The organism is Pseudarthrobacter sp. 01T43, from assembly GCF_056398665.1.
The window spans coordinates 290,427-314,138 of record NZ_JBFTPV010000002.1 but is presented as its reverse complement, the minus strand read 5'-3'; the positions used below and the strand labels follow the sequence as shown (position 1 = coordinate 314,138).

The following is a 23,712-nucleotide window of genomic DNA, read 5'->3' as shown; positions in this document are numbered from 1 at the left end:
AGCAGTTTGACATTGAAAACTAACCCGGCAGACGCCGGGACGAGAGAAGGATGAGGCGAATTATGGGCAACCATAGTGACGGCAGTCCGAACCACTCGGGCACCGTAGCTACGGCTGGTCAGAATGAGGTGGAGAAATTCCAGGATCCTGGACTTCCCCCGCATCGTTTGCGCCTGGCTGACACGGACCCGAAGGCCGCCAAACGGGCAGAACGGCAGGTCGCAATACTTTTCGGCGCCTCCGTTGTTGGCACCCTGATCTTCCTGGTGGCGTACTTCGCCATCGATTTGGGCGCAGGGTCAGGGGCAACCATTGCCACGATCCGCTTGCAGAACACCCTCCTGGGCCTTGGCACAGCTTTCGCCATGCTCGGCATCGGTACAGGCATCGTGCATTGGGCCAAGGCCCTCATGCCCGACCATGAAGTATCCGAGGAACGCCACGCGATCCGCACCGAAGAGGACCGCCTTGCCGCGGTGCGCATCGTGGACGACATCGTGGAGGAGACCGGCATCAAGCGCCGCCCGCTCATCCGCAACACCCTGCTTGGGGCCGTTGCCCTGGCACCTTTGCCCGCCATCGCGGTTTTTGGTGACCTTGGCCCCCGCCCGGACAACAAACTGGCCCACACGATGTGGGCTCCCCAGGAAGGCAAGCTCAAACGCCTCACCCGGGACCCTGACGGTACGCCGATCAAGGCCTCCGACGTGACCCTGGGCTCGGCTTTCCACGTCATTCCGGAAGGCCTCAACGAACTGCACGAGGGCAAGCTCAACGAAAAAGCCAAGGCTGTTGTGCTCCTCATGCGTCTCGATCCTGCGTCCCTGAAGCCCTCAGCGGGCCGCGAGGACTGGAGCTACAACGGCATTGTTGCCTACTCCAAGATCTGCACCCACGTCGGTTGCCCTGTTGCCCTTTACGAGCAGCAGACGCACCACCTGCTGTGCCCGTGCCACCAGTCCACCTTTGACCTCACGCAAGAGTGCAAGGTGATCTTTGGTCCGGCCAGCCGGCCCCTCCCCCAACTGCCCATCGCAGTCGACAACGAGGGCTACCTGGTCGCAACCAGCGACTTCAAAGAACCTGTAGGACCGAGTTACTGGGAGCGTGATGAGCATGAGCGCAGCACCAACAGCTGAAGCCCCCGCCTTCGTAGCCAAGACCAAGACCGGACGCATCACTGATTTCGTTGACTCCCGAGTCGGCGGTTCCGGTATCCTCCGCGAGTTCGGGCGCAAAGTCTTCCCCGACCACTGGTCGTTTATGTTCGGTGAAGTGGCGCTCTACTCATTCGTCATTCTGCTGCTGTCAGGCACCTTCCTGACCTTCTGGTTCGATCCTTCCATGGCTGAAACCCACTACGCGGGTTCCTATGTGCCGTTGAAGAACGTGGAAATGTCGGTTGCGTACAGCTCCTCGCTCAACATCTCCTTTGACATCCGCGGCGGGCTCTTCATGCGCCAGGTGCACCACTGGTCCGCCCTGCTGTTTGTGGCCTCCATTGCCGTGCACATGCTGCGTGTCTTCTTCACCGGAGCCTTCCGCAAACCGCGTGAAATGAACTGGGTTGTTGGCAGCGTCCTCCTGATCCTCGCCATGGCAGCCGGCTTCACCGGTTACTCACTCCCCGATGACCTGCTCTCCGGCAACGGCCTGCGCATCATTGACGGTGTTATCAAGGCCATTCCGGTGGTGGGCACGTACATCTCGTTCTTCCTCTTTGGTGGCGAGTTCCCCGGCACCGCAGTTATCGGTCGCCTGTACATGCTTCACATCCTGCTTGTGCCCGCACTGATCCTGCTGATGATTGTGCTCCACCTCTTTATGGTGGTTGTGCACAAGCACACCCAGTACCCCGGCCCGGGCCGCAACGACGGCAACGTCGTCGGCTACCCGCTGGGCCCTGTCTACGCAGCGAAGGCAGGCGGCTTCTTCTTCATCGTCTTCGGTGTCATCGCCCTCATGGCGGCGTTCTTCACGATCAACCCGATCTGGAACTACGGCCCTTATGATCCCTCCCCCGTGTCCGCCGGTACCCAGCCCGACTGGTACATCGGTTTTGTTGACGGCGCCCTGCGCCTGATGCCGGGTGTCATCGGGAATTTCCACTTCGAGTACGTCATCTTCGGCTACACGCTCACACTGAACGTCCTGCTCCCGGCCCTGGTGCCGGCCGGAATCCTGTTCACCGTGATGTTCATGTACCCGTGGATTGAAAGGTGGATCACCAAAGACGACCGGGAACACCACGTTCTTGACCGCCCGCGGAACGCCCCGACCCGCACCGCCATCGGCGCCGCAGGCTTTGTCTGGTACTGCGTTATGTGGGCAGCTGCCGGATCGGACCTCATCGCCACGCACTTCCACGTATCGCTGAACGATGTGACGTACTGGCTCCGGGCCCTGTTCTTCGTTGGTCCGATCATTGCGTACATCGTCACCAAGCGTGTAGCACTGGCTCTCCAACGCAAGGACCGCGAAATCGCGCTCCACGGCCGTGAGACCGGCCGCATCGTGCGCCTTCCGCACGGTGAGTTCATCGAGGTCCACGCACCTCTGGATGAGTACAAGCGCTACAAGCTGGTCGGCTTCGAGTCACCGGTTCCGCTGCCGGCAGTTCCCAACGAACACGGCATCGTGACCCGTAAGGAAAAGCGGCGTGCATTCCTGTCCAAGTGGTTCTTCGAGGACCGCGTGGCACCGGCAACACCCGCCGAACTGGAAGCCGCGCACGGGCATCACGCTCCGACCGCCGTGGAATCGGCACCGGAGAACAAGAGCCTGAGCCACTGATCAGCCAAGAAGTAAAGGGGAAGGCCCGGTCCAGTGGACCGGGCCTTCCCCATTACCACCGTTAGTGGCTTCGGTAACCGGAAGAATGATTCCGTGCGGTACGAGCCCCTGGCCGCTGGAGAGGAACCCAGAGTTTGTAGCGGTCCGCCCGGTAGTAGGAAACCGAATAGTCCACCATGGCACGCGCCACAAACGCGTGCCGCTGGATTTTAAGCAGTGGGGTGCCGACGTCGACGTTGAGCAGGCGGGCCGTGGAAGGTGACGCAGCCGTCGCTTCAATCATGTCCTCTCCCCACTCCATGACCAGGCCGAACTGTTCGCTCAGGACGTTGTACAGGGAAGTGGGAGGCTCGCTGTCGAGCAACCCGGGGACGCGCTGGGCGGGGATGAAGTTCTCGTCCACACTCATGGGCTCGCCGTCGGCCAGCAACAGCCGCCGGAACCGTACCAGGGGCGTCCCCTCCTCCACCTGCAGTTCCCGCGCGAGGAAGGCACTGGCACCGATCTGCTCGAAGCTGAGGACCTTTGCCGCCGGGACCATGCCGCGGCGCTGCATCTCCTCGCTATAGGAGGTCAGTTTGACCTGCAGGTCAAGTTTTGGCTTGCGGACGAAAGTCCCGAGTCCAACTACCCGCTCGATCACTTCCTCACCGACGAGGGCGTCAATTGCCTGCCGGACCGTCATTCGCGCGAGGCCGAACCGCAAGGCAAGATCGCGTTCCGACGGCAACGCAGATCCCGGCGGACAGGATTCGCTGATGTAAGCCCGCAGGATTTCCCGGAGCTGAATGTAGATGGCTGCGCCGCTGCTGCGGTCTATCTCGCCCCGGATGCCCTCGGCTTTAGCAGCCACGGCGTGTCATTCGTGCTTCGCTCTTCACCCTCCAATCTTAAGCCAACGTCTTGGAGGTCTAGACCAGCCCCAAGAAGGCGCGCGCTTTAGTGGGAGTGACGGGAGGACGCTATATTGGATTGGAAATTTCAGCAGGTGGCGGATGGGACCGTCAGGACAGAGGAGACGCTTTGCCAGTTCACAAGGCCGTGGTTTCGGCGGCCATCGGATTGCATGCCCGTCCAGCGGCGGAATTCGTCCGGGCCGTGACAGCCACCGGTCTTCCCGTCAGCATTCGGAAAGCGGGAATCCAGGGCGTCGATGCCAGATCGCTGCTCGAAGTGATGACCGCTGATTTCCCGTTCGGCTGTGAGGTGGAGCTTTCGGTCCCTGAAGAATCCCTCAACGACGCCACCACACCCGAAGAAATCGAGAACGCCCTCCAGAAGCTTGTTGCGCTCCTTGAAGCGCAGGGGACCGCCCAGGCCCCTCCCCGGGTGGTCTGACGGCACGTGTGTCAACAGGCGCGACACCGCAACGACGGCCCGCCGCAAAACAAAAGACGCTGGGCCCCACCCGAAGGTGGGGCCCAGCGTCTTTGTCGTGTACTTAGTCCGGAGACCGGACCGTCAGTTCCTAGTGGGCGTGGTCCCCACGGCTGTATTCGAAGACCCAGCCGACCAGCGCGACCACGGCAAGGCCAGCAGCGATGAACATGACCCACCAGCCGACTGCCAGGCCGAGGAAGCCGCCAGCGCATGCGAGACCCAATACCAGCGGCCACCAGCTCCAAGGGCTAAAGTGTCCCTGTTCGCCGGCACCCTCGTGAATCTCAGCGTCGCTGCGATCCTCGGGACGCATACCCACACGGCGGCCGGTAAAGCCGAGATACGCACCGATCATTCCCGACAGGCCCGCTATAAGCAGGACGCCGAGCAGGCCAACCGGCTCCATCCAGTGCGTCAGGAACCCGTAAACCAATGCGACCGGGACGAAGAAGAAGACGCCGGCTCCAAAGATCCAAGACTCGATTTTCACTGCGCTGTATCCTTCTGGTCGGCGTTACCGAGCACAGCTGCTGCGGGAGCAGGCGACTCGACGGTATGTACCTGGGAGAGCTCCGGGTGGTGCAGGTCCAGGGCAGGACGCTCCGACCGGATGCGCGGCAGGGACGTGAAGTTGTGGCGCGGCGGCGGGCACGAGGTGGCCCACTCCAGCGAGGCGCCGAAGCCCCACGGGTCATCCACCTCAACCTTTTCGTTGCTGCGCCAGGTGATGTAGACGTTCCAGAAGAACGGGATCAGCGAGGCACCCAGGACGAACGACGCGATGGTGGAGAACTGGTTCATCCAGGTGAAGTTGTCCTCCACCAGGTAGTCGGCGTACCGGCGCGGCATGCCCATGACACCGAGCCAGTGCTGGATGAGGAACGTGCCGTGGAAGCCCAGGAACAGCAGCCAGAAGTGGATCTTGCCGAGGCGCTCGTTGAGCATCTTGCCCGTCCACTTCGGCCACCAGAAGTAGAAGCCGGCGAACATCGCGAACACCACGGTGCCGAAGACCACGTAGTGGAAGTGCGCCACCACGAAGTAGGTGTCCGAGACGTGGAAGTCCAGCGGCGGTGAGGCCAGGATGATGCCGGTCAGGCCGCCGAAGAGGAATGTGACCAGGAAGCCGATGCTCCACAGCATGGGGGTTTCGAAGGTCAGGGACCCACGCCACATGGTGCCGATCCAGTTGAAGAACTTCACGCCGGTAGGCACTGCGATCAGCATGGTCATGAAGGCGAAGAACGGCAGCAGCACCGAACCGGTGACGTACATGTGGTGCGCCCACACGGTCACGGACAGGGCGGCAATCGCGATCGTTGCGTAGACCAGGCCCTTGTAGCCGAAGATCGGCTTGCGGCTGAAGACCGGGAAGATCTCCGACACGATGCCGAAGAACGGCAGCGCGATGATGTAGACCTCGGGGTGGCCGAAGAACCAGAACAGGTGCTGCCAGAGGACCGCACCGCCGTTCTCCGGGTCAAAGATGTGCGCACCAAACCTGCGGTCCGCGCCCAGCGCGAACAAAGCCGCCGCCAGCGGCGGGAACGCCATCAGGACCAGGATGGACGTGATCAGCGCGTTCCAGGTGAAGATCGGCATCCGCCACATGGTCATGCCCGGGGCGCGCATGCAGATGATGGTGGTGATGAAGTTGACCGCACCCAGGATGGTTCCGAAGCCGGACAGGGCCAGGCCGAAGACCCAGAGGTCACCACCGATGCCGGGGCTGAAGGTGGTGTTCGACAGCGGGGCGTAGGCGAACCAGCCAAACGATGCAGCACCCTGGGGGGTGATGAAGCCCGAGACGGCGATGGTGGAGCCGAAGAGGAAGAACCAGAACGCCAGCGCATTCAACCGTGGGAACGCAACGTCCGGCGCGCCGATCTGCAGCGGCATGATCACGTTCGTGAAACCGGCGAACAGCGGCGTTGCAAACATCAGCAGCATGACAGTGCCGTGCATGGTGAACAACTGGTTGTACTGCTCTTTGGTCTGCAGGATCTGCATGCCCGGTTCGAACAGCTCAGCCCGGATCAGCAGCGCCATCACGCCGCCCAGGCAGAAGAACACAAACGACGCGATCAGGTACATGTACCCGATGGTCTTGTGGTCCGTGGAGGTGATCCAGTTGACGACGATGCGTCCCTTGGATTTCGGAACTACGGGAGCCTCAAGGGTCCCCACAGGTGCGGATTGGGTGTAAGTAGCCACGTCGCTCCCCTACTTCGTTTCGTTCAGGTTCGGGTTGCGGTCATACTCAGCGCCGAGGAGGCCCGTGTTTCCTGCGGCCTTCAGCTTGTCCATGTGAGCCTGGAATTCAGTTTCGGAGACAACCTTGACGCGGAACAGCATTTCGGAATGGTACTCGCCGCAGAGTTCTGCGCATTTGCCGTCGTAGGTTCCCTCTTTAGTGGGAGTGAACCGGATGTAGTTGGTCTTACCCGGGATCATGTCGCGCTTCTGGAGGAAGGCGGGAACCCAGAAAGAGTGGATGACGTCGCGTGCGTTGAGTTCCAGGTCAACTGACTTGTTAACCGGCAAGTAGAGCGTCGGAAGAGCTTCCTTGTCGATGGCGTTACCCGTAAGGTGCGCCTGAACGCCTGGTTCGTAGACGTCTTCCTGGATGACATTGCCGGACTTGTAGTTGAAGTCCCATGCCCACTGCTTGCTACGGACGTCGACAACGACGTCTGCCGGCTGTGAACGGTCATCAATGGCCTGCTGGTCGCGGTCGGTGAAATAGAAGAACACCAGGACCATAAAGATCGGAATGGTTAGGTAAAACACCTCAAGCGGGAGGTTAAAGCTGATCTGCTTCGGGAACCCTACGGTTCCCTTGCGGCGGCGGTAGGCGACAAGGCACCAGACGATCAAACCCCACGTAATGATGCCCACAACAAGGGCGGCAATCCATGAGTTGACCCAGAGGTCCATGATCCGGTCAGTGTGATTGGTGGTGCCACGCTCGGTGGGCAGCCACCCCCTCGATACCTCTGGCGAACATCCAGTCAAAACCAACGCGCCGGCAACTGCCAAGCCTGAGATCGATGTGATCGTTTTGCGTCGGCTGCCGGTTCGGTTCTGCGAACTCACAGACGGCCCTTCCTACTTGTTGCTGTTGCCCGGCGGCTCCAAGGCCTTCCGGGCACACTAAAAGTTTTACTACTCGGTGTAGAGCTTACCGCTCCGCCGGGCTTTTCGCCCACATGTCGGCGCCGTGCCTTCGTGCCGTTTTTGGCGGACAGAAAGCAGGCGCCGACATCGGGCGAAAGGACCGGGTCAGTGGAATGAATCACCACATGCGCAGGAGCCTCCGGCATTGGGGTTGTCAATGGTGAAACCCTGCTTGGAGATGGTGTCTTCGAAGTCGATGCTCGCACCGCTGAGGTAGGGCACGCTCATCTTGTCCACCACAACTTCAACGCCGTCGTAGTCGCGGACGGCATCGCCGTCGAGCAGACGCTCGTCGAAGTAGAGCTGGTAGATCAGGCCCGAGCAGCCTCCGGGCTGGACGGCAACACGGAGGCGGAGGTCCGTGCGGCCTTCCTGCTCCAGCAGGCTGCGAACCTTCCCTGCAGCGACGTCGGTCAGTTTGACCTCGTGCGCGGCCAGTTCATCGCTGGCAGCGCCTGCGGTTTCAGTGGTGTTCTCGTTGGTTGCGGTGCTCATTTGGCCTACCTTTGGACGGTCCTGGCGGCTCCGCGTCAGCGGCGCCTGCCCCTACAGATACGGTATGGGCTATAGCTACATGCTACTTCGGTCAGACGTGTAGCTCTAACTCCAGACGTAACCGTTGGCAGCCGGTCATTTGTTCCCGACGGGTACGGGTCCGCAACGTCAACGGGGGCTGTTCACGCGCGCCCTTCGGCATTGAGCCGCGCCAGAAGCAACGCTTCGGCAACGACCGCGTTTTTGAAGTCACCGATGTGCAGCGACTCGTTGGCGCTGTGCGCGCGTGAGTCCGGGTCTTCCACCCCCGTCACCAGGATCTGAACATCGGGGTACAGATCCACCAGGTCGGAAATGAACGGGATGGACCCGCCGATGCCCATTTCCACCGCAGGGACGCCCCAGGCCTCCCCCAGCGCCCACATGGCGGACTTCGCCGCCGCCGACGACGTGTCGGCTCGGAACGAGTTGCCGCTCTCGCCCGGCGTGAACACCACCTTCGCACCAAAGGGTGCGTTAGCTTCGACGTGCCTCTGTACGGCGTCCATAGCCTCGTGGGGATCCTGGCCAGGAGCCAACCGGAGGCTGAACTTTGCGCGGGCCCGCGGCAGCAGGGTATTGGAGGCCACGTCAACCGCCGGGGCGTCGAACCCAATAATGGATAAGGCGGGCTTGGTCCACAGACGCGCAGCGATGCTTCCCGTGCCAGCCAGCCGGACGCCGTCGAGCACGGACGAATCAGTGCGGTACTCCGCTTCCGTGAGGTCCACACCGGTGTTGTCATAGGACACCAGGCCATCGATGGCCACGTTGCCCTCGGCGTCGTGGAGGGTGGCGATCAGCCGGGCGAGCAGGGTGGGCGCATCCAGCACGGGGCCGCCGAACATTCCCGAGTGGACAGCATGATCAAGCACCTGGACTTCAATGGTGCCGTCCACGAGTCCGCGCAGGCTGGTGGTCAAGGCAGGCACACCCACCTTCCAGTTGCTGGAGTCTGCAACAACAATCACGTCTGCCCGCAGCAGTTCCCGGTGCGTTTCCAGGAACGTGCGGAACGTGGGCGAGCCGGCTTCCTCTTCACCTTCGAAAAAGAACGTGACGCCGAGACCGAACTCGCTGCCCAGAATCTCGCACGCCGCGGTGTAGGCCGCCACATGGGCCATGATCCCGGCCTTGTCGTCAGCGGCACCGCGCCCGTACAGTCTTCCGTTGCGTTCGACGGCGGCAAACGGCTCGGACTCCCAGAGCGCAGGATCCCCGGGCGGTTGTACGTCATGGTGGGCGTAGAGCAGGATGGTCGGCTTCCCTGCCGCGGCCGGTCGCCGTGCGACGACGGCGGGCCCGCCCGGGGTGCCGTCTTCTTTGTGGCTGCGCAGAATCTGGACTTCCTCGAGCCCCGCTGCGCGGAGCAGGTCAGCCACGGCAGCGGCGCTGGCATCCAAGGGTGCCGGATCGAAACTTGGCCACGCAATGCCCGGTATGGCGACAAGATCTTTGAGTCGGCTCAGGGTGATCTCGAAGGAAGCGGCTACGGCCTGCCGCAGCCCGGCCCCATCGACGGTCCGGCCGGAGGGGCCCGTACCGGTGGTGCCGGCGTCGGGAGTTCTGGCGTCGTGGGGCGTTGGCGCTGAATTGGGTGTCATGGCGATCACAATACCCGCGCAGAACCCATGAGGCCGCAAGGTATTCTGTTCAAGTGTTCGGACGTAAAAAGGAAGCGCCTACGGCGCAGGAATCAATAGACCAGCAGGCCGCTGAAGTGGCCGCCCGCCAGGATGCCGCGTTGGGCAAGGGTGCGCCCACTCCCAAACGCAAGGCTCAGGAGGCGGCACGAAAGAGGCCCCTGGTGCCGGAGGACCGGAAGGCGTCCAAGGCTGCTGAGCGCCAGGCTGTCCAGGATCAGCGGGTCAAAATGCGCCGGGCCTTGGACACCGGGGACGAGAAATTCCTGCCGGTGCGCGATAAGGGTCCGCAGAAGCGTTATGCCCGCGACTACGTTGATGCCCGCTTCAGCCTCGGCGAATACCTGATGTTCGGCGCCCTGGTGTTCGTGATTATCTCCCTGATTGTGCCGGCGTCCAGCGAGCAGATGGTTTATGTCCTGGGCGGCTTCTGGGTGATGTTCCTGGCCGTTTTTGTCGATGTGTTCATTCTGTCCCGCCAGCTCCGCAAGAAGCTGACGGCAAAGTTCGGTGAAGTTGAGCGCGGAACCGTCTGGTATGGCTCAATGCGTTCGATGCAGTTCCGCAAACTGCGGCTGCCGAAGCCTCTCGTCAAGCGCGGTCAGTACCCCTCCTGATAGGCGAGCCTGACCTGGCAGCTCCTCGTAATGAAAAATCCCCGGCGGACGGACCGCCGGGGATTTTTTTCTGCCGTCCAGCCTCAGGACCGGCGGCTTTTGGCCAGTTCACGGTTAATCCGTGCCGCCCAGAAAGGACCTTCATAGAGGAACGCCGTGTAGCCCTGGACCAGGCTTGCACCTGCATCCAGCCGCTCCTGGACATCCTGCGCCGTTTCGACCCCGCCCACGGCGACGAGGGTAATCGCGCCACCAGTCGCTTCCTTAAGCCGGCGGAGGACCTCAAGGGACCGCTGCTTCAGCGGTGCCCCGGACAAGCCCCCGGCACCGCATTCGTCGACTTTTGCTGCCGATGACTTAAGGCCAGAGCGCCCGATCGTGGTGTTGGTGGCAATAATTCCGTCCAACTTCAGGTCCAGTGCGAGCCGCGCAACGTCGTCGATGTCCTCGTCACTCAGGTCAGGGGCAATCTTCACCAGAAGCGGGACGTGGCGGCCAGCAGCTTTGTCCGCCTCCTCCCCCACCGCTGCCAGCAGCGGACGAAGGGTCTGGACATCCTGGAGGAGACGGAGTCCGGGGGTATTGGGCGAGCTCACATTGACCACCAGGTAATCGGCAGCCGGCGCAAGGTTCCGGGCGCTGATCAGATAGTCCGCGGCGGCGTCGTTGAGCTCGACCACCTTGCTTTTGCCGATATTCACCCCGATCACCGGGCGAATGTTGGGGTGCTTACGCTGGAGAGCTGCCCGTGCAGCTTTGAGGCGGGGCTCGACGGCGGCCGCGCCGTCGTTGTTGAAACCCATCCTGTTGATCACCGCACGGTCTTCAACCAGGCGGAAAAGACGCGGTTTTTCATTGCCGGGCTGCGCCTGGCCGGTAATGGTGCCAACCTCGACATGGCCGAAGCCAAGTTCCGTGAGGGCCTCGATGCCCAGCCCTTCCTTGTCGAAACCGGCTGCGAGGCCGAACGGTGACGGGAAGGTGACGCCAAAGGCAGTGGTCTGCAGGGACGGCGCAGGTGCCGTAAACCGCTGAAGCAGCCGCCCTGCGCCGGAGGTGTGGGCAAGCTTAATCCCTTTGAATCCGATCTTGTGGGCGCGTTCGGCGTCCATCCATGAAAAGGCCAGCTTAAAGAAAGTCGGATATACGCGCATGGCTCTAGTTTTCCGCCTTGGACGGTCCAGACCAAACCGGGCCGTTACAGACGGTAGCCCGGCTACCATAAAGCCATGGAATGGCAGCCTGACATCCTCGGTGCGGGCTTCGAAGCCTGCACGTTTGAAGCATCGGGGGCCGACGGCGTCCGGCGGATCGCGACGCTGGTTCGGTTTCGCCCCGGGATGGGCGAGCACGGCACGCGTCTGCGAGCCAATCAGCACCCCGGCGGACGGCAGGGCCCACGACGGGCGGTGCTGTTCCTGCACGGCTGGAGCGACTATTTCTTCAACGTTGACCTTGCGCGCTTCTGGACGCGCAACGGATATGAGTTCTACGCGCTGGACATGCACAACCACGGCCGTAGTTTGCGCCCAGAGGCGCCGGGCGGCTACGTCGCAGACCTGGCAGACTACGACGCAGAAATCGGCCATGCCATGACCATGATCCGGGCCGATTCAAGCGGCCCGGATCAGTTGGAGCTGACGCTCATGGGTCATTCTACCGGCGGCCTCGTGGCTGCCTTGTGGGTCAGCCGGCACCCCGGAACAGTCTCGCACCTGATACTGAACAGCCCGTGGCTGGAGATACACGGCAGCTCACTGGTACGCCGGGCAGCCGCCACGATGGTCAGACCGGTGGCGCACTTCCGGCCCGAAGCGATCCTGCGGCTGCCCGAACGGGGATTCTATTGGCGGACCATCAGCAGTTCAGCTGATGGTGAGTGGGCCCTTGACGACAGGTTCCGGCCGCCCATGGCCTTTCCCCTCCGTGCCGGCTGGCTGAGCGCCGTCCTGTCCGGCCATGCCCAGGTGGCCCGGGGGCTGGGCATCGATATCCCGATCTTGGTGCTTCTCTCGCAGGGCAGCGCCAACGGCCCGTTCTGGACCGAGGAAATGCGGCGGACGGACGCAGTGCTGGACGTGAACATCATCGCTCTCCGGGCGCTCACGCTGGGGCGCACCGTCACGGTGGAACGCATTGAAGGTGCGCTCCATGACGTTTTCCTGTCACCGGCTGACGTGCGGGCGGACGCATATGCCCGGCTGTCCCGGTGGCTGCGCGGCTACGGTGCCGCTGAGCCCGGTGCTGCGTCCACTGCGCCACCGTAACGCCGGTCGCGCCGGGCGTAGATTTCCACAGCCTCCCAAAGCGTCCGGCGGTCCACATCCGGCCACAGGGTGTCCATAAAGACGAACTCAGCGTACGCCGACTGCCAAAGGAGGAAGTTCGAGAGCCGCTGCTCCCCCGAACTGCGCAGGAACAGGTCAACATCGGGCAGGTCCGGCTCGTCCAGGAACTTCTGGATGGTCTTCTCCGAGATTGACCCCGGCTTAAGCCGGCCCGCCGCAACTTCGACGGCGATGGCGGAGACTGCATCCGTGATCTCGGCCCGGCCGCCGTAATTAACACACATGGTCAACGTGCAGGTGCTGTTTCCGGCGGTGAACTCCTCAGCTTCCTCCAGCTCGCGGATGACCGATCCCCACAGTTTGGGCCGCCGTCCGGACCATCGGACACGGACACCCCAGTCGTCCAGCTGGTTCCGTTGCCTGCGAAGCACATCTTTGTTAAAACCCATAAGGAAGCGGACTTCTTCCGGCGAGCGGCGCCAGTTCTCCGTGGAGAAAGCATAAACACTCACATACTCGATGCCGAGCTCGATGGCGCCGGCCATCACATCGAGCAGGGCGGGTTCGCCGGCTTTGTGACCCTCGATCCGGGGCAGACCACGCTGGTTGGCCCAGCGGCCGTTACCGTCCATCACGATGGCCACATGGCGCGGGATGAATTCGGCCGGGATCGCCGGTGCAACCGCACCGGACGGATGCGGATATGGTGCCACCACAGGGGCCGTCCGTGTCCGCGAGTGGATCTTCTTTTTTCCCAACGCCACTGTCAGCCACGCTCCACATGTTTGAGGGATTTCAGGACACGCTCAAGGTGCCATTGCAGGTATGCGGCCACCAACCCGGCTGCTTCGCGGCGGTGTGGCACTTCCGAACCGTCCGCCGTCGTCCAGTCCCCTGTCAGGAGTGCGCCCAACAGCATGACGGTTTCCGCCGCCGGCGCAGGCGACCCGGGCGGCCGGCAGTCAGCGCAGACCATACCGCCGAGGGGAGCAGAGAAAGCCGTGTGCGGGCCCGGCGCGCTGCAGCGGGCGCAGTCCGTAAAGCTCGGCGCCCATCCCCCAGTTGCGAGGGCCCGTAACAGGTACGAATCCAGGATCAGCGCCGGCGCGTGCTCCCCGCGGCTGAGGGATGCCAGTGCCCCCACCAGCAGGTTGTACTGTGCGGTGCCCGCTTCGCCATCGACGTCAGTAAGTTTCTCGGCCGTTTCCGTCATGGCCGCAGCAACGGTGTACCGTCCGTAGTCCGCGGCGATGTTGCCGCCGTAGGTGCCTTTGGCTACAGCCTGGCTGACGATGTCCAGCGTTTTTCCCGAGACCAGCTGGAGGTCCGCGACCATGAAGGGCTCCAGCCGCGCGCCGAACTTGCTGCTGGTCCGCCGGACGCCCTTGGCGACTGCCCGGATCTGGCCGTGGTGCTTTGTCAGGAGGGTGATGATGCGGTCAGCTTCGCCCAGCTTGTGGGTTCGCAGCACCACGGCGTCATCGCGGTAGGAGCGCGCAGCAAAGGATTGTTGGACCACGGTTAATCTTCGCACTGTGTTCGGGAAAGCCGGCAATGCCGGTGCGTTGCGCGCCGGACTTCGGCGCGCAACGCCATTCCAGATCAGGCGCGGGAATCCCGGATGGCACGGTTGACAGCGGAAATCACTGCTTTCAGCGAGGACGTGCTGGTGTTGGCGTCCATGCCGATGCCCCACAGGACCCGCTCCCCCACTGCGCACTCAACGTAGGCCGCAGCAGTGGCGTTTCCGCCTTCGGAGAGTGCGTGTTCGCTGTAGTCCAGAACCCGGACGTCCACGCCGTCGTCGTGGAGGATGCTCAGCAGAGCGGCGATGGGTCCGTTCCCGGTCCCGGTGCGTCGGGCCTGGACACCATCGACGGTGAGGGACGCATGCAGGGTGGTCAGGCCGCCGTCGTCATCAGTTTCCGTGCTGAAAGACCCCAGGGAGTAACGTCCCCACTGGCCGTCCGCGTGGCTGGAGGGCAGGTACTCGTCCTGGAATATCTGCCAGAGCTGGGAGCCCGTGACCTCACCGCCCACGGTGTCCGTGCGCTTCTGAATCACGCCGGAGAATTCGATCTGGGCGCGTCGCGGCAGGTCCAGGCTGTGCTCGTTCTTGAGCAGGTAGGCCACGCCTCCCTTGCCGGACTGCGAGTTCACGCGGATGACGGCTTCGTAACTGCGGCCCAGGTCCTTCGGGTCAATGGGCAGGTACGGGACGGCCCAGGTGAAGTCCTCGACGGCCTTGCCGGCGGCGGCCGCGTCCCGCTCCAGGGCCTCGAAGCCCTTCTTGATGGCGTCCTGGTGCGAGCCGGAAAAAGCTGTGAAGACAAGGTCCCCGCCATAGGGGGCACGCTCGGCGACCGGAAGCTGGTTGCAGTACTCCACGGTGCGTCGGATCTCGTCGATGTTGGAGAAATCAATCATGGGATCGATGCCCTGGACGAACATGTTCAGGCCCAGCGTGACGAGGTCCACGTTGCCGGTCCGCTCACCGTTGCCGAACAGGCATCCCTCGATCCGGTCTGCGCCGGCCAGGTAACCCAGTTCGGCTGCGGCAACACCGGTGCCGCGGTCGTTGTGGGGGTGCAGCGACAGGATGATGCCTTCGCGGGGGTGCAGGTTGCGGTTCATCCACTCGATGGAATCGGCGTAGACGTTCGGGGTGGCCATTTCCACCGTGGCGGGCAGGTTGATGATGACCTGGCGGTCCGCGGAAGCTTCAAACACATCAGCAATGGCGTTGCAGACCCTGACGGCGTATTCCAGTTCGGTGCCGGTGAACGACTCCGGTGAGTATTCATACGTGATGTGCGTGTCGACGAGGGTTTCCTCGTACTTCTTGCACAGCCGGGCGCCCTGCAGTGCAATGTCCAGGATCCCGTCCTCGTCCTGGTTGAATACCACGCGGCGCTGCAGGACGGACGTGGAGTTGTACAGGTGGACGATGGCCTGCTTGGCGCCCACCAGCGATTCGTAGGTCCGCTCGATCAGCTGCTCGCGTGCCTGGGTGAGCACCTGGATGGTGACGTCGTCCGGGATGTGGTTGCCCTCGATGAGCTGGCGGACGAAGTCGAAGTCGGTCTGGGAGGCAGACGGGAAGCCCACCTCGATCTCCTTGTAGCCCATGCGGACCAGCAGGTCGAACATCTTCATCTTGCGGGCCGGGCTCATCGGATCAATCAGCGCCTGGTTCCCGTCACGCAAGTCAACGGCGCACCAGCGCGGGGCTTTCGTGATGACCTTGTCCGGCCAGGTGCGGTCAGGCATTTCAACGGTGATCTGGTCCTGGAACGGCAGGTAGCGGTGGGCGGGCATTCCAGAGGACTTCTGTGCGTTTCGCATTACTATCGGGGCCTTTTCTGTGGTTCAAATGTGAAAGGGTGGCCGGGCAACACAAACTCCGCAGCGAGGGTGGGCCTTGCGCTAGATCGCGTCTGAGGCCTCGCCGCGGCAACTAAGGAGAAGCAGTTCTGCGCGCACCATTTGAGAGTAACACGGGTGCGTAAGATGAAGGAGCACCACCTCCAGCAACGTCCACCATGCAGACGCCGCGCCGGTGTCAGCGCCGCCGCGGCACGTCACACGAAGGAGCTTCTGTGCCCATCTCCGGGATCGATCTGTCCAACATTGACCACAGCGTCAGGCCGCAGGATGACTTGTACCAGCACGTGAACGGGTCCTGGCTCAAGGCCACCGAAATTCCGGATGACCGGCCGCTCGAGGGAACATTCACTGCGTTGCGCGACGGAGCGGAAATCGCGGTCCGGGACATTATCGAGGAAGCAGCCTCCCAAGGCGAAGCCACCACCGGGATAGAGCGGAAAGTCGGCGAGCTGTACAACAGCTTCATGGACGAGGCCACGGCGGAGGCCAAGGGCATGGATCCCATCCGCGGACGGCTCGCCGAGGTGTTCGCCACCACCACGGTGTCCGATCTTGTGGCGCTGGCCGGGAGGCTCTTCCGCTCCGACGTATCGGGGCTTTTCTACATCTACCCGGCACCGGACGCCGGCAATCCGGACCGCGTACTGCTTTACACCGGCCAAGGTGGCCTGGGCTTGCCCGATGAGTCGTACTACAGGGAAGAAAAGTTCGCTCCCATGGTCTCGGCCTACCAGGAGTATGTCCAGAGCATGTTCAGCCTGGCCGGAGTGGAAGAGGCCGAGTCAGCGGCCGGCCGCGTGGTTGCCCTCGAAACCAGCCTGGCTTCCCACCACTGGGACAACGTCACGCTGCGGGACCCGCAGAAGACATACAACCTGAAATCGTCCGATGAGGCCGCCGCGCTGTTCCCGCTCCTGGGGACGTGGTTCGAAGCTGCGGGGATTGCAGCGGGCAAACGGGACGAAATTGTGGTCAGCACGCCGGACTTTTTTAGCGGGGCCGCGGCCCTGCTGGAATCCGAGCCGTTGCCGGTGTGGCAGGAATGGCTGGCGTTGCGGGTCATCAACGCGGCCGCACCGTATCTGTCCGCCGAGTTCGTGGATGCCAACTTCGCTTTCTACGGAACAACCATCAGTGGCACGCCGCGCAACAAGGACCGCTGGAAGCGTGCAGTCGCCGTCGTCGAGGCTGCACTTGGCGAAGCCGTCGGACAGATCTACGTGTCCAAGCATTTCCCCGAGTCGCACAAGGCGCGCATGCAGACCCTCGTGGCCAACCTGATCGAGGCGTACCGGCAGAGCATCACCGGACTGGACTGGATGGGCGAGGAAACCAAGGCGGAGGCGCTCCGGAAGTTGGAAGCCTTCCGGGCCAAGATCGGCTACCCGGACAAGTGGATCGATTACTCAGCAGTGGAAATCGATCCGGCCGACCTCCTCGGCAACGTGGAGCGGGCCCATAACGCCGACGTCGACCGCCACCTCGATGAGGTGGGCAAGCCCGTGGACCACGACAAATGGCTCATGACCCCGCAAACGGTGAACGCCTACTACCACCCGATGCTGAATGAAATCGTCTTCCCAGCAGCCATCCTGCAGCCGCCGTTCTTCACGGCCGACGCCGACGACGCCGTGAACTACGGCGGAATCGGGGCGGTCATCGGCCACGAGATCGGCCACGGTTTTGACGACCAGGGTTCACAGTTCGACGGCGGCGGTGCGCTGCGGAATTGGTGGTCCGAGGGCGACCGCAAAGCCTTCGAGGAACTGACTGCCAAACTGGTAGCCCAGTACGATGCCCTGTCCCCTTACGCGGCGCCGGGGCACAACGTCAACGGCAAGCTCACGCTGGGCGAAAATATCGGCGACCTGGGCGGGCTGACCATCGCCTACAAGGCGTACCTCCTCAGCCTGGACGGCAAGGAACCGGAGGAACTGGACGGCCTGACCGGACAGCAGCGCTTCTTTGCCTCCTGGGCAGCGGGCTGGCGCCAGGTGATCCGTCCCGAGGAAGCCATCCGGAGGCTCGCCACGGACCCCCACTCGCCCAACGAATTCCGGACCAATGCCATCGCCAAGAACCTCGATGCCTTCCATGAGGCTTTCGGCGTGACCGAAGAGGACGGCATGTGGATGCCGCCGGAGGCACGCGTCAGTATCTGGTAGTCCAAATCCGCTGGTCGAAGCGGACAAAAGAGGGGCGGGGCCGTTGGCCCCGCCCCTCTTTTGCACTTCGCTGGAGTCAGCCCCGAACGATCAGGTAGGGATTTGCCTGCTGGCAACGGCTGTCGCCTGCGGTCTGGCTGACGATGTCCTCGGGCAGGGCGACGGGGCCAGCCCCGGCGCCGTAGGTGGCCCCGGTCGTAAAGTCGGTCCCCAGGTAGGCCTGCACGCCCGATACGCCGGGTGCGGACTGCACCTGCGCGGCTGGAATCCCCAGCAGGGCAGCCACGTCAGCGGCGACATCGTCAAAGCCCGTCCCGAAGTACACAGCGCTTTGCGTCACTGGCGTGGCTGTGAACTTTCCGGTCTGCGTGAAGCCGCCAGTTACCAGCGCTTGCACGATTTCCTGGGCCCGCCCCGGCACGCCGCTGCCATTGGCCACGGTGACGGGCTGGATGGCCTTGTTGTACGACGGTACGGGCGGCGCGGTTTCTGTCGGCGCCGCTGACGGCGTGGCGGGTTCCGAAGGCGCCGTGGGATTGGTGAGATCAATGTCCTTCTGAAGGGCACTGAATAGCTGCGAGCCTGCCGGTTCGGCAATCTGGAGGCGGTTGGGGTCTGAGAGCGCCGGGGTTGTGGGCACTGCCACAAACGCTACCTTGCTGATGTCAATGTCCTTAAGCCGGTTCCCGAGGCTGAGGAGTGACGGGACCGAGGCGAGACCGTCATCCACGGTGAGGTTCTGGGTGACCGTGTCCGCAATGTTCAGCATTTTCGCCGGGTTGGACAAGGTGCCGTCGTCCTTGATTTTCCGGGTGAGGGATGACAGGAAGCCCTGCTGGGCCTTGATGCGGCCGAGGTCGCCGCCGTCGGCAAAGGCGTGCCGGGTACGCAGGAACGCGAGTGCCATTTCCCCCTGCACCGAAGACGTGCCCGCCGGGAGCCGGAGGTGGGAATCCGGGTCATAGATGGCGTCGCTGACGCAGACATCCACACCACCCACGGTGTTTGAAAGTTCCTTGACAGCGTTGAAATCGGCCATCATGAAGTGGTCCACCTTCAGGCCCGTCAGCTTATTGACCGTATCCACGGCGCAGCCGATGCCGGCCTGCGACATCGCCTCGTTGATCATGACGCCGCTGAGGGCGGGAAAAGACATATGCGTCTTCTGGTCGGTGCACTTCGGAATGTCCACCAGCAGGTCCCGCGGGAAGCTGATGACGCTGACGCGCTTGTTATCGGCGGAAATGTCCATCAGCATCATGACGTCGGACTTGCCGTAGCCCTTGGAGTCCTCGACTGAGCCGTACTCGGCGTTCTTGCCGTCCCTGGTATCCGAGCCCAGGATCAGGATCTGGATCCTGCCCGTTGAGTCGTTTCCGACGTTGGTACCGTCCCCGGCACTTAGCGGCGCGGTGGTGATGTTTGATTGGAGGCGGAAGTACCAGTATCCGGCGAAGCCGAGGCCGCCGAGCAGCGCAAGTGTCAGTACCGCTGTGGTCACCTTCAGCCACACAGGCATGCGGCGCTGTCCCCCGAAGTGCCGAGCTACGCCGACGGCGCTGGCGGCCGAGTGCCGCGAAACCGGACCGGCTCCGGCTGACGCATCAGCTCCGTACTCGCGATTGTCGCGGCTTAGCCCCATGTGGTGTACCTTCCTCGAAAATTTCAATCCGACCCATTTTAGTCGCCATTTCTGGAAACTTCCGGTTGACGGCCCGGGGCACGGCGTGAAGCTGGATCAGAAACCCAGCTTGACCAGTTGCTTTGGGTCGCGTTGCCAGTCTTTGGCGACCTTCACATGCAGGTCAAGGTAGATGCGGGCGCCCAGCAGCGCTTCGATTGCCTTGCGTGCGTTGGTGCCGACTTCGCGGAGCCGGGCGCCGCCCTTGCCGATGATGATGGCTTTCTGCGAAGAACGCTCTACATAGAGATTGACCCGGACATCCAGGAACGGCCGATCCTCGGGCCGTCCTTCACGCGGAACTATTTCATCGACGACGACGGCAAGGGAGTGCGGGAGTTCGTCGCGGACGCCTTCGAGGGCGGCCTCCCGGATGAGTTCGGCGATCATCACCGCTTCCGGTTCGTCCGTCAGGTGACCGTCCGGGTACAACGGCGGCGACGGCGGCATGTGGCTGATGAGCACATCAGCCAGGGTGCCCACCTGGAAGCCGTCGGCGGCGGAGACCGGAACGATGTCCTTCCAGCCGTCCTCGCCGAGGACTTCCCGGCCCAACGCTGCGACGGCAAGAAGCTGCTCGGTGAGGGCCTGCCGGTCCACCAGGTCTGCCTTGGTCACAATGGCGATAACGGGCTTGCGGCCCAGCTGCGCCAGTTGGGCGGCGATGTATTTGTCACCGGGGCCGATTTTCTCGTTGGCCGGGAGGCAGAAGCCGATCGCGTCGACTTCGGCAAGCGTGTCCGCCACCAGGTCATTGAGCCGTTTGCCCAGCAGGGTGCGGGGACGGTGCAGGCCCGGGGTGTCGACGAGGACCAGCTGGGCGTCCTCCCGGTGGACGATGCCCCGGATGGTGTGCCGCGTGGTCTGCGGCTTGGCGGAGGTGATGGCCACCTTCTGCCCCACCAGGGCATTGGTCAAAGTCGATTTGCCTGCGTTGGGGCGCCCTACCAGGACAGCGAAACCGGCACGGTATCCGCCATAGTCCGGAGTGTCGGAGCCTTGGTTGGCCGGGTGGTTACTTTTCTTGCTCACGTGGAACTCCCTGCTGGGTTGCTTCCGCCTCGTCAAAGAGGTCTTCAAGGTCAGTGTCTATCTTTGGAACTGCTGCCGCAATGATGTGGCTGACCCGGTTGCGCCTGCCTTCCAGCCGGTCAGCGCGCAACGAGATGCCGTCCACTTCCACGTGGCTGCCAACGATCGGCACACGGCCCAAGGCCTTGGCGAGGAGGCCACCCACAGTGTCCACCTCGTCGTCGTCCAGCTCGATGTCGAACAGCTCACCCAGATCATCAATGCTCATGCGTGCGCTGACGCGGAAGGCGCCGCCGCCCAGGGCCACCGCTTCGGCGCTTTCGGTATCGTATTCGTCCACGATTTCCCCGACAATTTCCTCGATGAGGTCCTCCAGCGTCACCAGCCCGGCCGTGCCACCATACTCGTCGATGACAATGGCCACGTGCGTCGATTCCTTCTGGAGTTCCCGCAGCAGCTCGCTCACCGGTTTGGACTCCGGCACATACCTGACATCGCGGGCCAGCGCTTCCACCGGCGGCTGTTCGTCGTCGGGGCCCAGCTCGTGGAGCTTCGCAGCCACATCCTTGAGGTAGACAATTCCCAGGATCTGGTCCGTATTGTCGCGGATCACCGGGATCCGCGAATAGCCCGAACGCAGGAAAAGCGACATGGCCCGCCTGAGGCTGGAGCCGGCGTCGATACTGAGGATGTCCGTCCTGGGGACCATCACGGAGCGCACCAGCGTGTCGCCGAAATCAAAAACTGACTGGATCATTTCCGCTTCATTGTCTTCGATCATGTCCGACTCGGAAGCACGATCCACAAGTTCGCGGAATTCCTGTTCACTGAAGAACGCATCGTCACCCGCGGGTGCACCCGGTGCGGCCGCGCTGCCGAGCGCCACGAGCCACCTCGGGATGGGGCCGAGGACCCATGTCAGGGAGCGGATCAGTGGCGCCGTGTACCGGACGACGGCGGCCGAATGCAACCTGCCGATCTGGCGGGGAGAAACCCCGACGATCACAAACCCCAGCAGGGCCATGATCCCCGTGGCGGCCAGGCCGGCGAGCCACACATTGTCCAGCAGGCTGTGCAGCAGGACGGCGACCGCCACGGCCGACGCCATCTCGAACCAGATCCGCCAGAACCGCAAGGCCCTGATGTGTGCCACCGGCTGGGCAAGGATGCGGCGCATCGCGTTGCCCCTGCTTTTCAGGAGTGCTTCCTCGGCGTCATGCCGGGGAAGAAAAGTGAACGCGGCATCGGCAGCGGTCAGGAGGGCGGCGGTGCTGAGGAAAACCAGGGCCATGCCTACAAGGAGCAGGGGCGTCACTGCGTGGTCTCGGCGGGTGCGTCTTTGCCGGTGAACCCGGAAAGCAGCTGGCGCTGGAGGCCGAACATTTCGTCCTTCTCTTCAGGCTCAGCGTGGTCATAGCCCAGCAGATGAAGAATGCCGTGGGTCGTCAGGAGCAGCATCTCGTCCTGCAGGCCGTGACCGGCGTTGGCGGCCTGGACCTGCGCCACCTGGGGGCACACGGCAATGTCCCCGAGCATCCCCTGTGGCGTGGGCCGGTCAGGCGTCCCCGGCGTGAGCTCATCCATGGGAACCGAGAGCACGTCTGTTGATCCGGGCTCGTCCATGAGTTCGATGTGGAGCTTTTCCATGGCGGGTTCGTCCACCAGCAGGATGGACAGTTCAGCCTGGGGGTGGATGTACAGCTGTTCGAAAACGTACCGGGACAACGCCACCAGTTCCGCTTCATCAACCTGGATGCCGGATTCGTTGTTCACTTCGATGCTCATGCGCGTTCCGCCCGCTTCTCACGGCTTACTGAATGTTTGACCTTGTTCCGCTGGACATCATCCCAAATGCCGTAGGCGCGGACGATGTCACCCACCAGGCGGTGGCGGACCACATCCGTGGAGTCCAGGACTGAGAAGTTGACGTCCTCGATGCCTTGCAGGATTTCCTCCACGATGCGCAGCCCCGAACGCGTCCCAAAGGGAAGGTCGACCTGGGTGACGTCTCCGGTGACCACCATTTTCGATCCGAAGCCCAGACGCGTCAGGAACATCTTCATCTGTTCCGGCGTGGTGTTCTGGGCCTCGTCCAGAATAATGAACGCGTCGTTCAGGGTGCGCCCACGCATGTAGGCAAGGGGCGCAACCTCGATAGTCCCGGCGGCCATGAGGCGCGGGATCGATTCGGGGTCCATCATGTCGTGAAGCGCGTCGTACAGCGGGCGCAGGTAGGGATCGATCTTGTCACTGAGCGTGCCGGGCAGGAACCCCAGCCGCTCGCCGGCTTCAACGGCCGGCCGGGTCAGGATGATGCGGCTGACTTCCTTCTGCTGCAGCGCCTGGACAGCCTTCGCCATGGCCAGGAAGGTCTTGCCGGTACCGGCGGGCCCGATGCCGAAGATCACCGTGTTGGCGTCGATCGCGTCAACATAGTTCTTCTGGTTCAGCGTCTTGGGCCGGATGGTCTTTCCCCGGCTGGAGAGGATGTCATGGGTGAGGACATCCACGGGGTTCTGCAAAGACTGGCTGCGCAGCAACGCCACGAGCTGCTGCAGGACGGCGGGGCTGATGACGGTGCCACGGGCCACAAGGCCGCGAACTTCATGCAGGAGGCGCATGATGCGGGGCACTTCGTTCGCTGGGCCGCTGATGGAAAGTTCGTTTCCGCGGACATGGAAATTGACTGCCGGGAACTGTTCTTCGATGTACCGCAGGGCCTCGTCATGGCTGCCGAGCGATTGGACCATCTGATCGGAGTTGTCAAAGAGAACCACCTCCGTCCGGACACCGGGAAGCGAATGGGGAAATTCTCCGGCGGCGCGCTCAGTGTTCAGCCGGCGCTTTCCGTTCGTTGATTCAGTCATGGTGCTGGCCCGCAGGCCCGTGGTCTCCTCCAGTTCGAACTTAATACCGCCGGATGCTGCGTGGGCGGGCTGTGGCCGAGCACGCGGGAGCCAGCGGTTCCTTCCATCTTACGCCAGGAGGGCCCTCGTCGCGGCGACGGAGGGCCCG

The 23,712-nt window shown here is 63.0% G+C and carries 21 protein-coding genes; 6 read left to right on the top strand and 15 right to left on the bottom strand.

What is annotated here, in order from left to right; translation table 11 throughout:
- Positions 1–62: 62 nt before the first annotated feature.
- Both qcrA and qcrB read left to right on the top strand, forming a co-directional pair.
- Positions 63–1,139, top strand: a complete 1,077-nt coding sequence (qcrA, locus tag AC1DIM_RS03060; RefSeq protein WP_477709016.1) for a cytochrome bc1 complex Rieske iron-sulfur subunit — start codon at positions 63–65, stop codon at positions 1,137–1,139.
- A complete protein-coding gene (qcrB, locus tag AC1DIM_RS03055; protein WP_477709015.1) occupies positions 1,117–2,793 on the top strand; it encodes a cytochrome bc1 complex cytochrome b subunit in 1,677 nt (558 codons plus the stop codon). Before qcrA ends, qcrB begins: the two co-directional genes overlap by 23 nt.
- A 61-nt stretch (positions 2,794–2,854) precedes the next feature.
- On the opposite strand, the gene AC1DIM_RS03050 is transcribed toward qcrB, so the two are convergent.
- A complete protein-coding gene (locus AC1DIM_RS03050) occupies positions 2,855–3,646 on the bottom strand; it encodes a GntR family transcriptional regulator (RefSeq protein ID WP_477709014.1) in 792 nt (263 codons plus the stop codon).
- A 170-nt stretch (positions 3,647–3,816) separates the two neighbouring features.
- On the opposite strand from AC1DIM_RS03050, the gene AC1DIM_RS03045 reads away from it, so the two are divergent.
- Positions 3,817–4,131 carry an HPr family phosphocarrier protein gene (locus AC1DIM_RS03045; RefSeq protein ID WP_477709013.1) on the top strand — a complete coding sequence of 105 codons (315 nt, stop codon included), beginning with the start codon at positions 3,817–3,819 and terminating at the stop codon, positions 4,129–4,131.
- A gap of 130 nt (positions 4,132–4,261) precedes the next feature.
- On the opposite strand, the gene AC1DIM_RS03040 is transcribed toward AC1DIM_RS03045, so the two are convergent.
- The 5 genes from AC1DIM_RS03040 to AC1DIM_RS03020 all read right to left on the bottom strand — a co-directional run bounded on the left by AC1DIM_RS03040 (position 4,262) and on the right by AC1DIM_RS03020 (position 9,488).
- Positions 4,262–4,663: a cytochrome c oxidase subunit 4 gene (locus AC1DIM_RS03040; RefSeq protein WP_477709012.1), complete on the bottom strand. Its 402-nt coding sequence runs from the start codon at positions 4,661–4,663 to the stop codon at positions 4,262–4,264.
- Positions 4,660–6,387 (bottom strand): aa3-type cytochrome oxidase subunit I, encoded by a 1,728-nt coding sequence (gene ctaD, locus AC1DIM_RS03035; protein WP_477709011.1) that lies wholly within the window; start codon positions 6,385–6,387, stop codon positions 4,660–4,662. Before ctaD ends, AC1DIM_RS03040 begins: the two co-directional genes overlap by 4 nt.
- 9 nt (positions 6,388–6,396) lie before the next feature.
- Positions 6,397–7,269 carry an aa3-type cytochrome oxidase subunit II gene (ctaC, locus tag AC1DIM_RS03030; protein WP_477709010.1) on the bottom strand — a complete coding sequence of 291 codons (873 nt, stop codon included), beginning with the start codon at positions 7,267–7,269 and terminating at the stop codon, positions 6,397–6,399.
- Positions 7,270–7,455: 186 nt separating this feature from the next.
- Entirely contained in the window at positions 7,456–7,845 is a 390-nt protein-coding gene (locus AC1DIM_RS03025) for a HesB/IscA family protein (RefSeq protein ID WP_477709009.1), read from the bottom strand.
- Between the two features lie 182 nt (positions 7,846–8,027).
- On the bottom strand, positions 8,028–9,488 hold the full coding sequence (locus tag AC1DIM_RS03020) for a M20/M25/M40 family metallo-hydrolase (RefSeq protein ID WP_477709008.1): 1,461 nt from the start codon (positions 9,486–9,488) through the stop codon (positions 8,028–8,030).
- Positions 9,489–9,541: 53 nt separating this feature from the next.
- On the opposite strand from AC1DIM_RS03020, the gene AC1DIM_RS03015 reads away from it, so the two are divergent.
- On the top strand, positions 9,542–10,144 hold the full coding sequence (locus tag AC1DIM_RS03015) for a DUF3043 domain-containing protein (protein ID WP_477709007.1): 603 nt from the start codon (positions 9,542–9,544) through the stop codon (positions 10,142–10,144).
- Between the two features lie 83 nt (positions 10,145–10,227).
- Here the strand turns inward: AC1DIM_RS03015 and AC1DIM_RS03010 are convergent, their stop codons facing one another.
- Entirely contained in the window at positions 10,228–11,298 is a 1,071-nt protein-coding gene (locus AC1DIM_RS03010) for a quinone-dependent dihydroorotate dehydrogenase (protein WP_477709006.1), read from the bottom strand.
- A 75-nt stretch (positions 11,299–11,373) separates the two neighbouring features.
- Here AC1DIM_RS03010 and AC1DIM_RS03005 point away from each other — a divergent pair, with 75 nt between their 5' ends.
- On the top strand, positions 11,374–12,411 hold the full coding sequence (locus AC1DIM_RS03005) for an alpha/beta hydrolase (protein WP_477709005.1): 1,038 nt from the start codon (positions 11,374–11,376) through the stop codon (positions 12,409–12,411).
- Here AC1DIM_RS03005 and AC1DIM_RS03000 read toward each other — a convergent pair.
- The 3 genes from AC1DIM_RS03000 to leuA form a co-directional block, all read right to left on the bottom strand.
- Positions 12,366–13,196: an isoprenyl transferase gene (locus AC1DIM_RS03000; protein WP_477709004.1), complete on the bottom strand. Its 831-nt coding sequence runs from the start codon at positions 13,194–13,196 to the stop codon at positions 12,366–12,368. The two genes, AC1DIM_RS03005 and AC1DIM_RS03000, sit on opposite strands and share 46 nt — an antisense overlap.
- A gap of 2 nt (positions 13,197–13,198) precedes the next feature.
- Positions 13,199–13,951, bottom strand: coding sequence for a DNA repair protein RecO (recO, locus tag AC1DIM_RS02995; RefSeq protein WP_477709003.1), 753 nt, complete (start codon positions 13,949–13,951; stop codon positions 13,199–13,201).
- Between the two features lie 83 nt (positions 13,952–14,034).
- Entirely contained in the window at positions 14,035–15,777 is a 1,743-nt protein-coding gene (gene leuA / locus AC1DIM_RS02990; RefSeq protein ID WP_477709002.1) for a 2-isopropylmalate synthase, read from the bottom strand.
- 254 nt (positions 15,778–16,031) lie between these two features.
- Between leuA and AC1DIM_RS02985 the strand changes: the two genes are divergently transcribed.
- A complete protein-coding gene (locus AC1DIM_RS02985) occupies positions 16,032–17,984 on the top strand; it encodes a M13 family metallopeptidase (protein ID WP_477709001.1) in 1,953 nt (650 codons plus the stop codon).
- 76 nt (positions 17,985–18,060) lie between these two features.
- On the opposite strand, the gene AC1DIM_RS02980 is transcribed toward AC1DIM_RS02985, so the two are convergent.
- The 5 genes from AC1DIM_RS02980 to AC1DIM_RS02960 all read right to left on the bottom strand — a co-directional run bounded on the left by AC1DIM_RS02980 (position 18,061) and on the right by AC1DIM_RS02960 (position 23,564).
- A complete protein-coding gene (locus AC1DIM_RS02980) occupies positions 18,061–19,626 on the bottom strand; it encodes an LCP family protein (protein WP_477709000.1) in 1,566 nt (521 codons plus the stop codon).
- Positions 19,627–19,722: 96 nt separating this feature from the next.
- Positions 19,723–20,697, bottom strand: a complete 975-nt coding sequence (era, locus tag AC1DIM_RS02975) for a GTPase Era (protein WP_477708999.1) — start codon at positions 20,695–20,697, stop codon at positions 19,723–19,725.
- Positions 20,681–22,012 carry a hemolysin family protein gene (locus tag AC1DIM_RS02970; protein WP_477708998.1) on the bottom strand — a complete coding sequence of 444 codons (1,332 nt, stop codon included), beginning with the start codon at positions 22,010–22,012 and terminating at the stop codon, positions 20,681–20,683. The genes era and AC1DIM_RS02970 overlap by 17 nt, the downstream gene beginning before the upstream one ends.
- Positions 22,009–22,482: an rRNA maturation RNase YbeY gene (gene ybeY / locus AC1DIM_RS02965; RefSeq protein ID WP_477708997.1), complete on the bottom strand. Its 474-nt coding sequence runs from the start codon at positions 22,480–22,482 to the stop codon at positions 22,009–22,011. The genes AC1DIM_RS02970 and ybeY overlap by 4 nt, the downstream gene beginning before the upstream one ends.
- A complete protein-coding gene (locus tag AC1DIM_RS02960) occupies positions 22,479–23,564 on the bottom strand; it encodes a PhoH family protein (RefSeq protein ID WP_477708996.1) in 1,086 nt (361 codons plus the stop codon). Before AC1DIM_RS02960 ends, ybeY begins: the two co-directional genes overlap by 4 nt.
- Positions 23,565–23,712 lie beyond the last annotated feature (148 nt).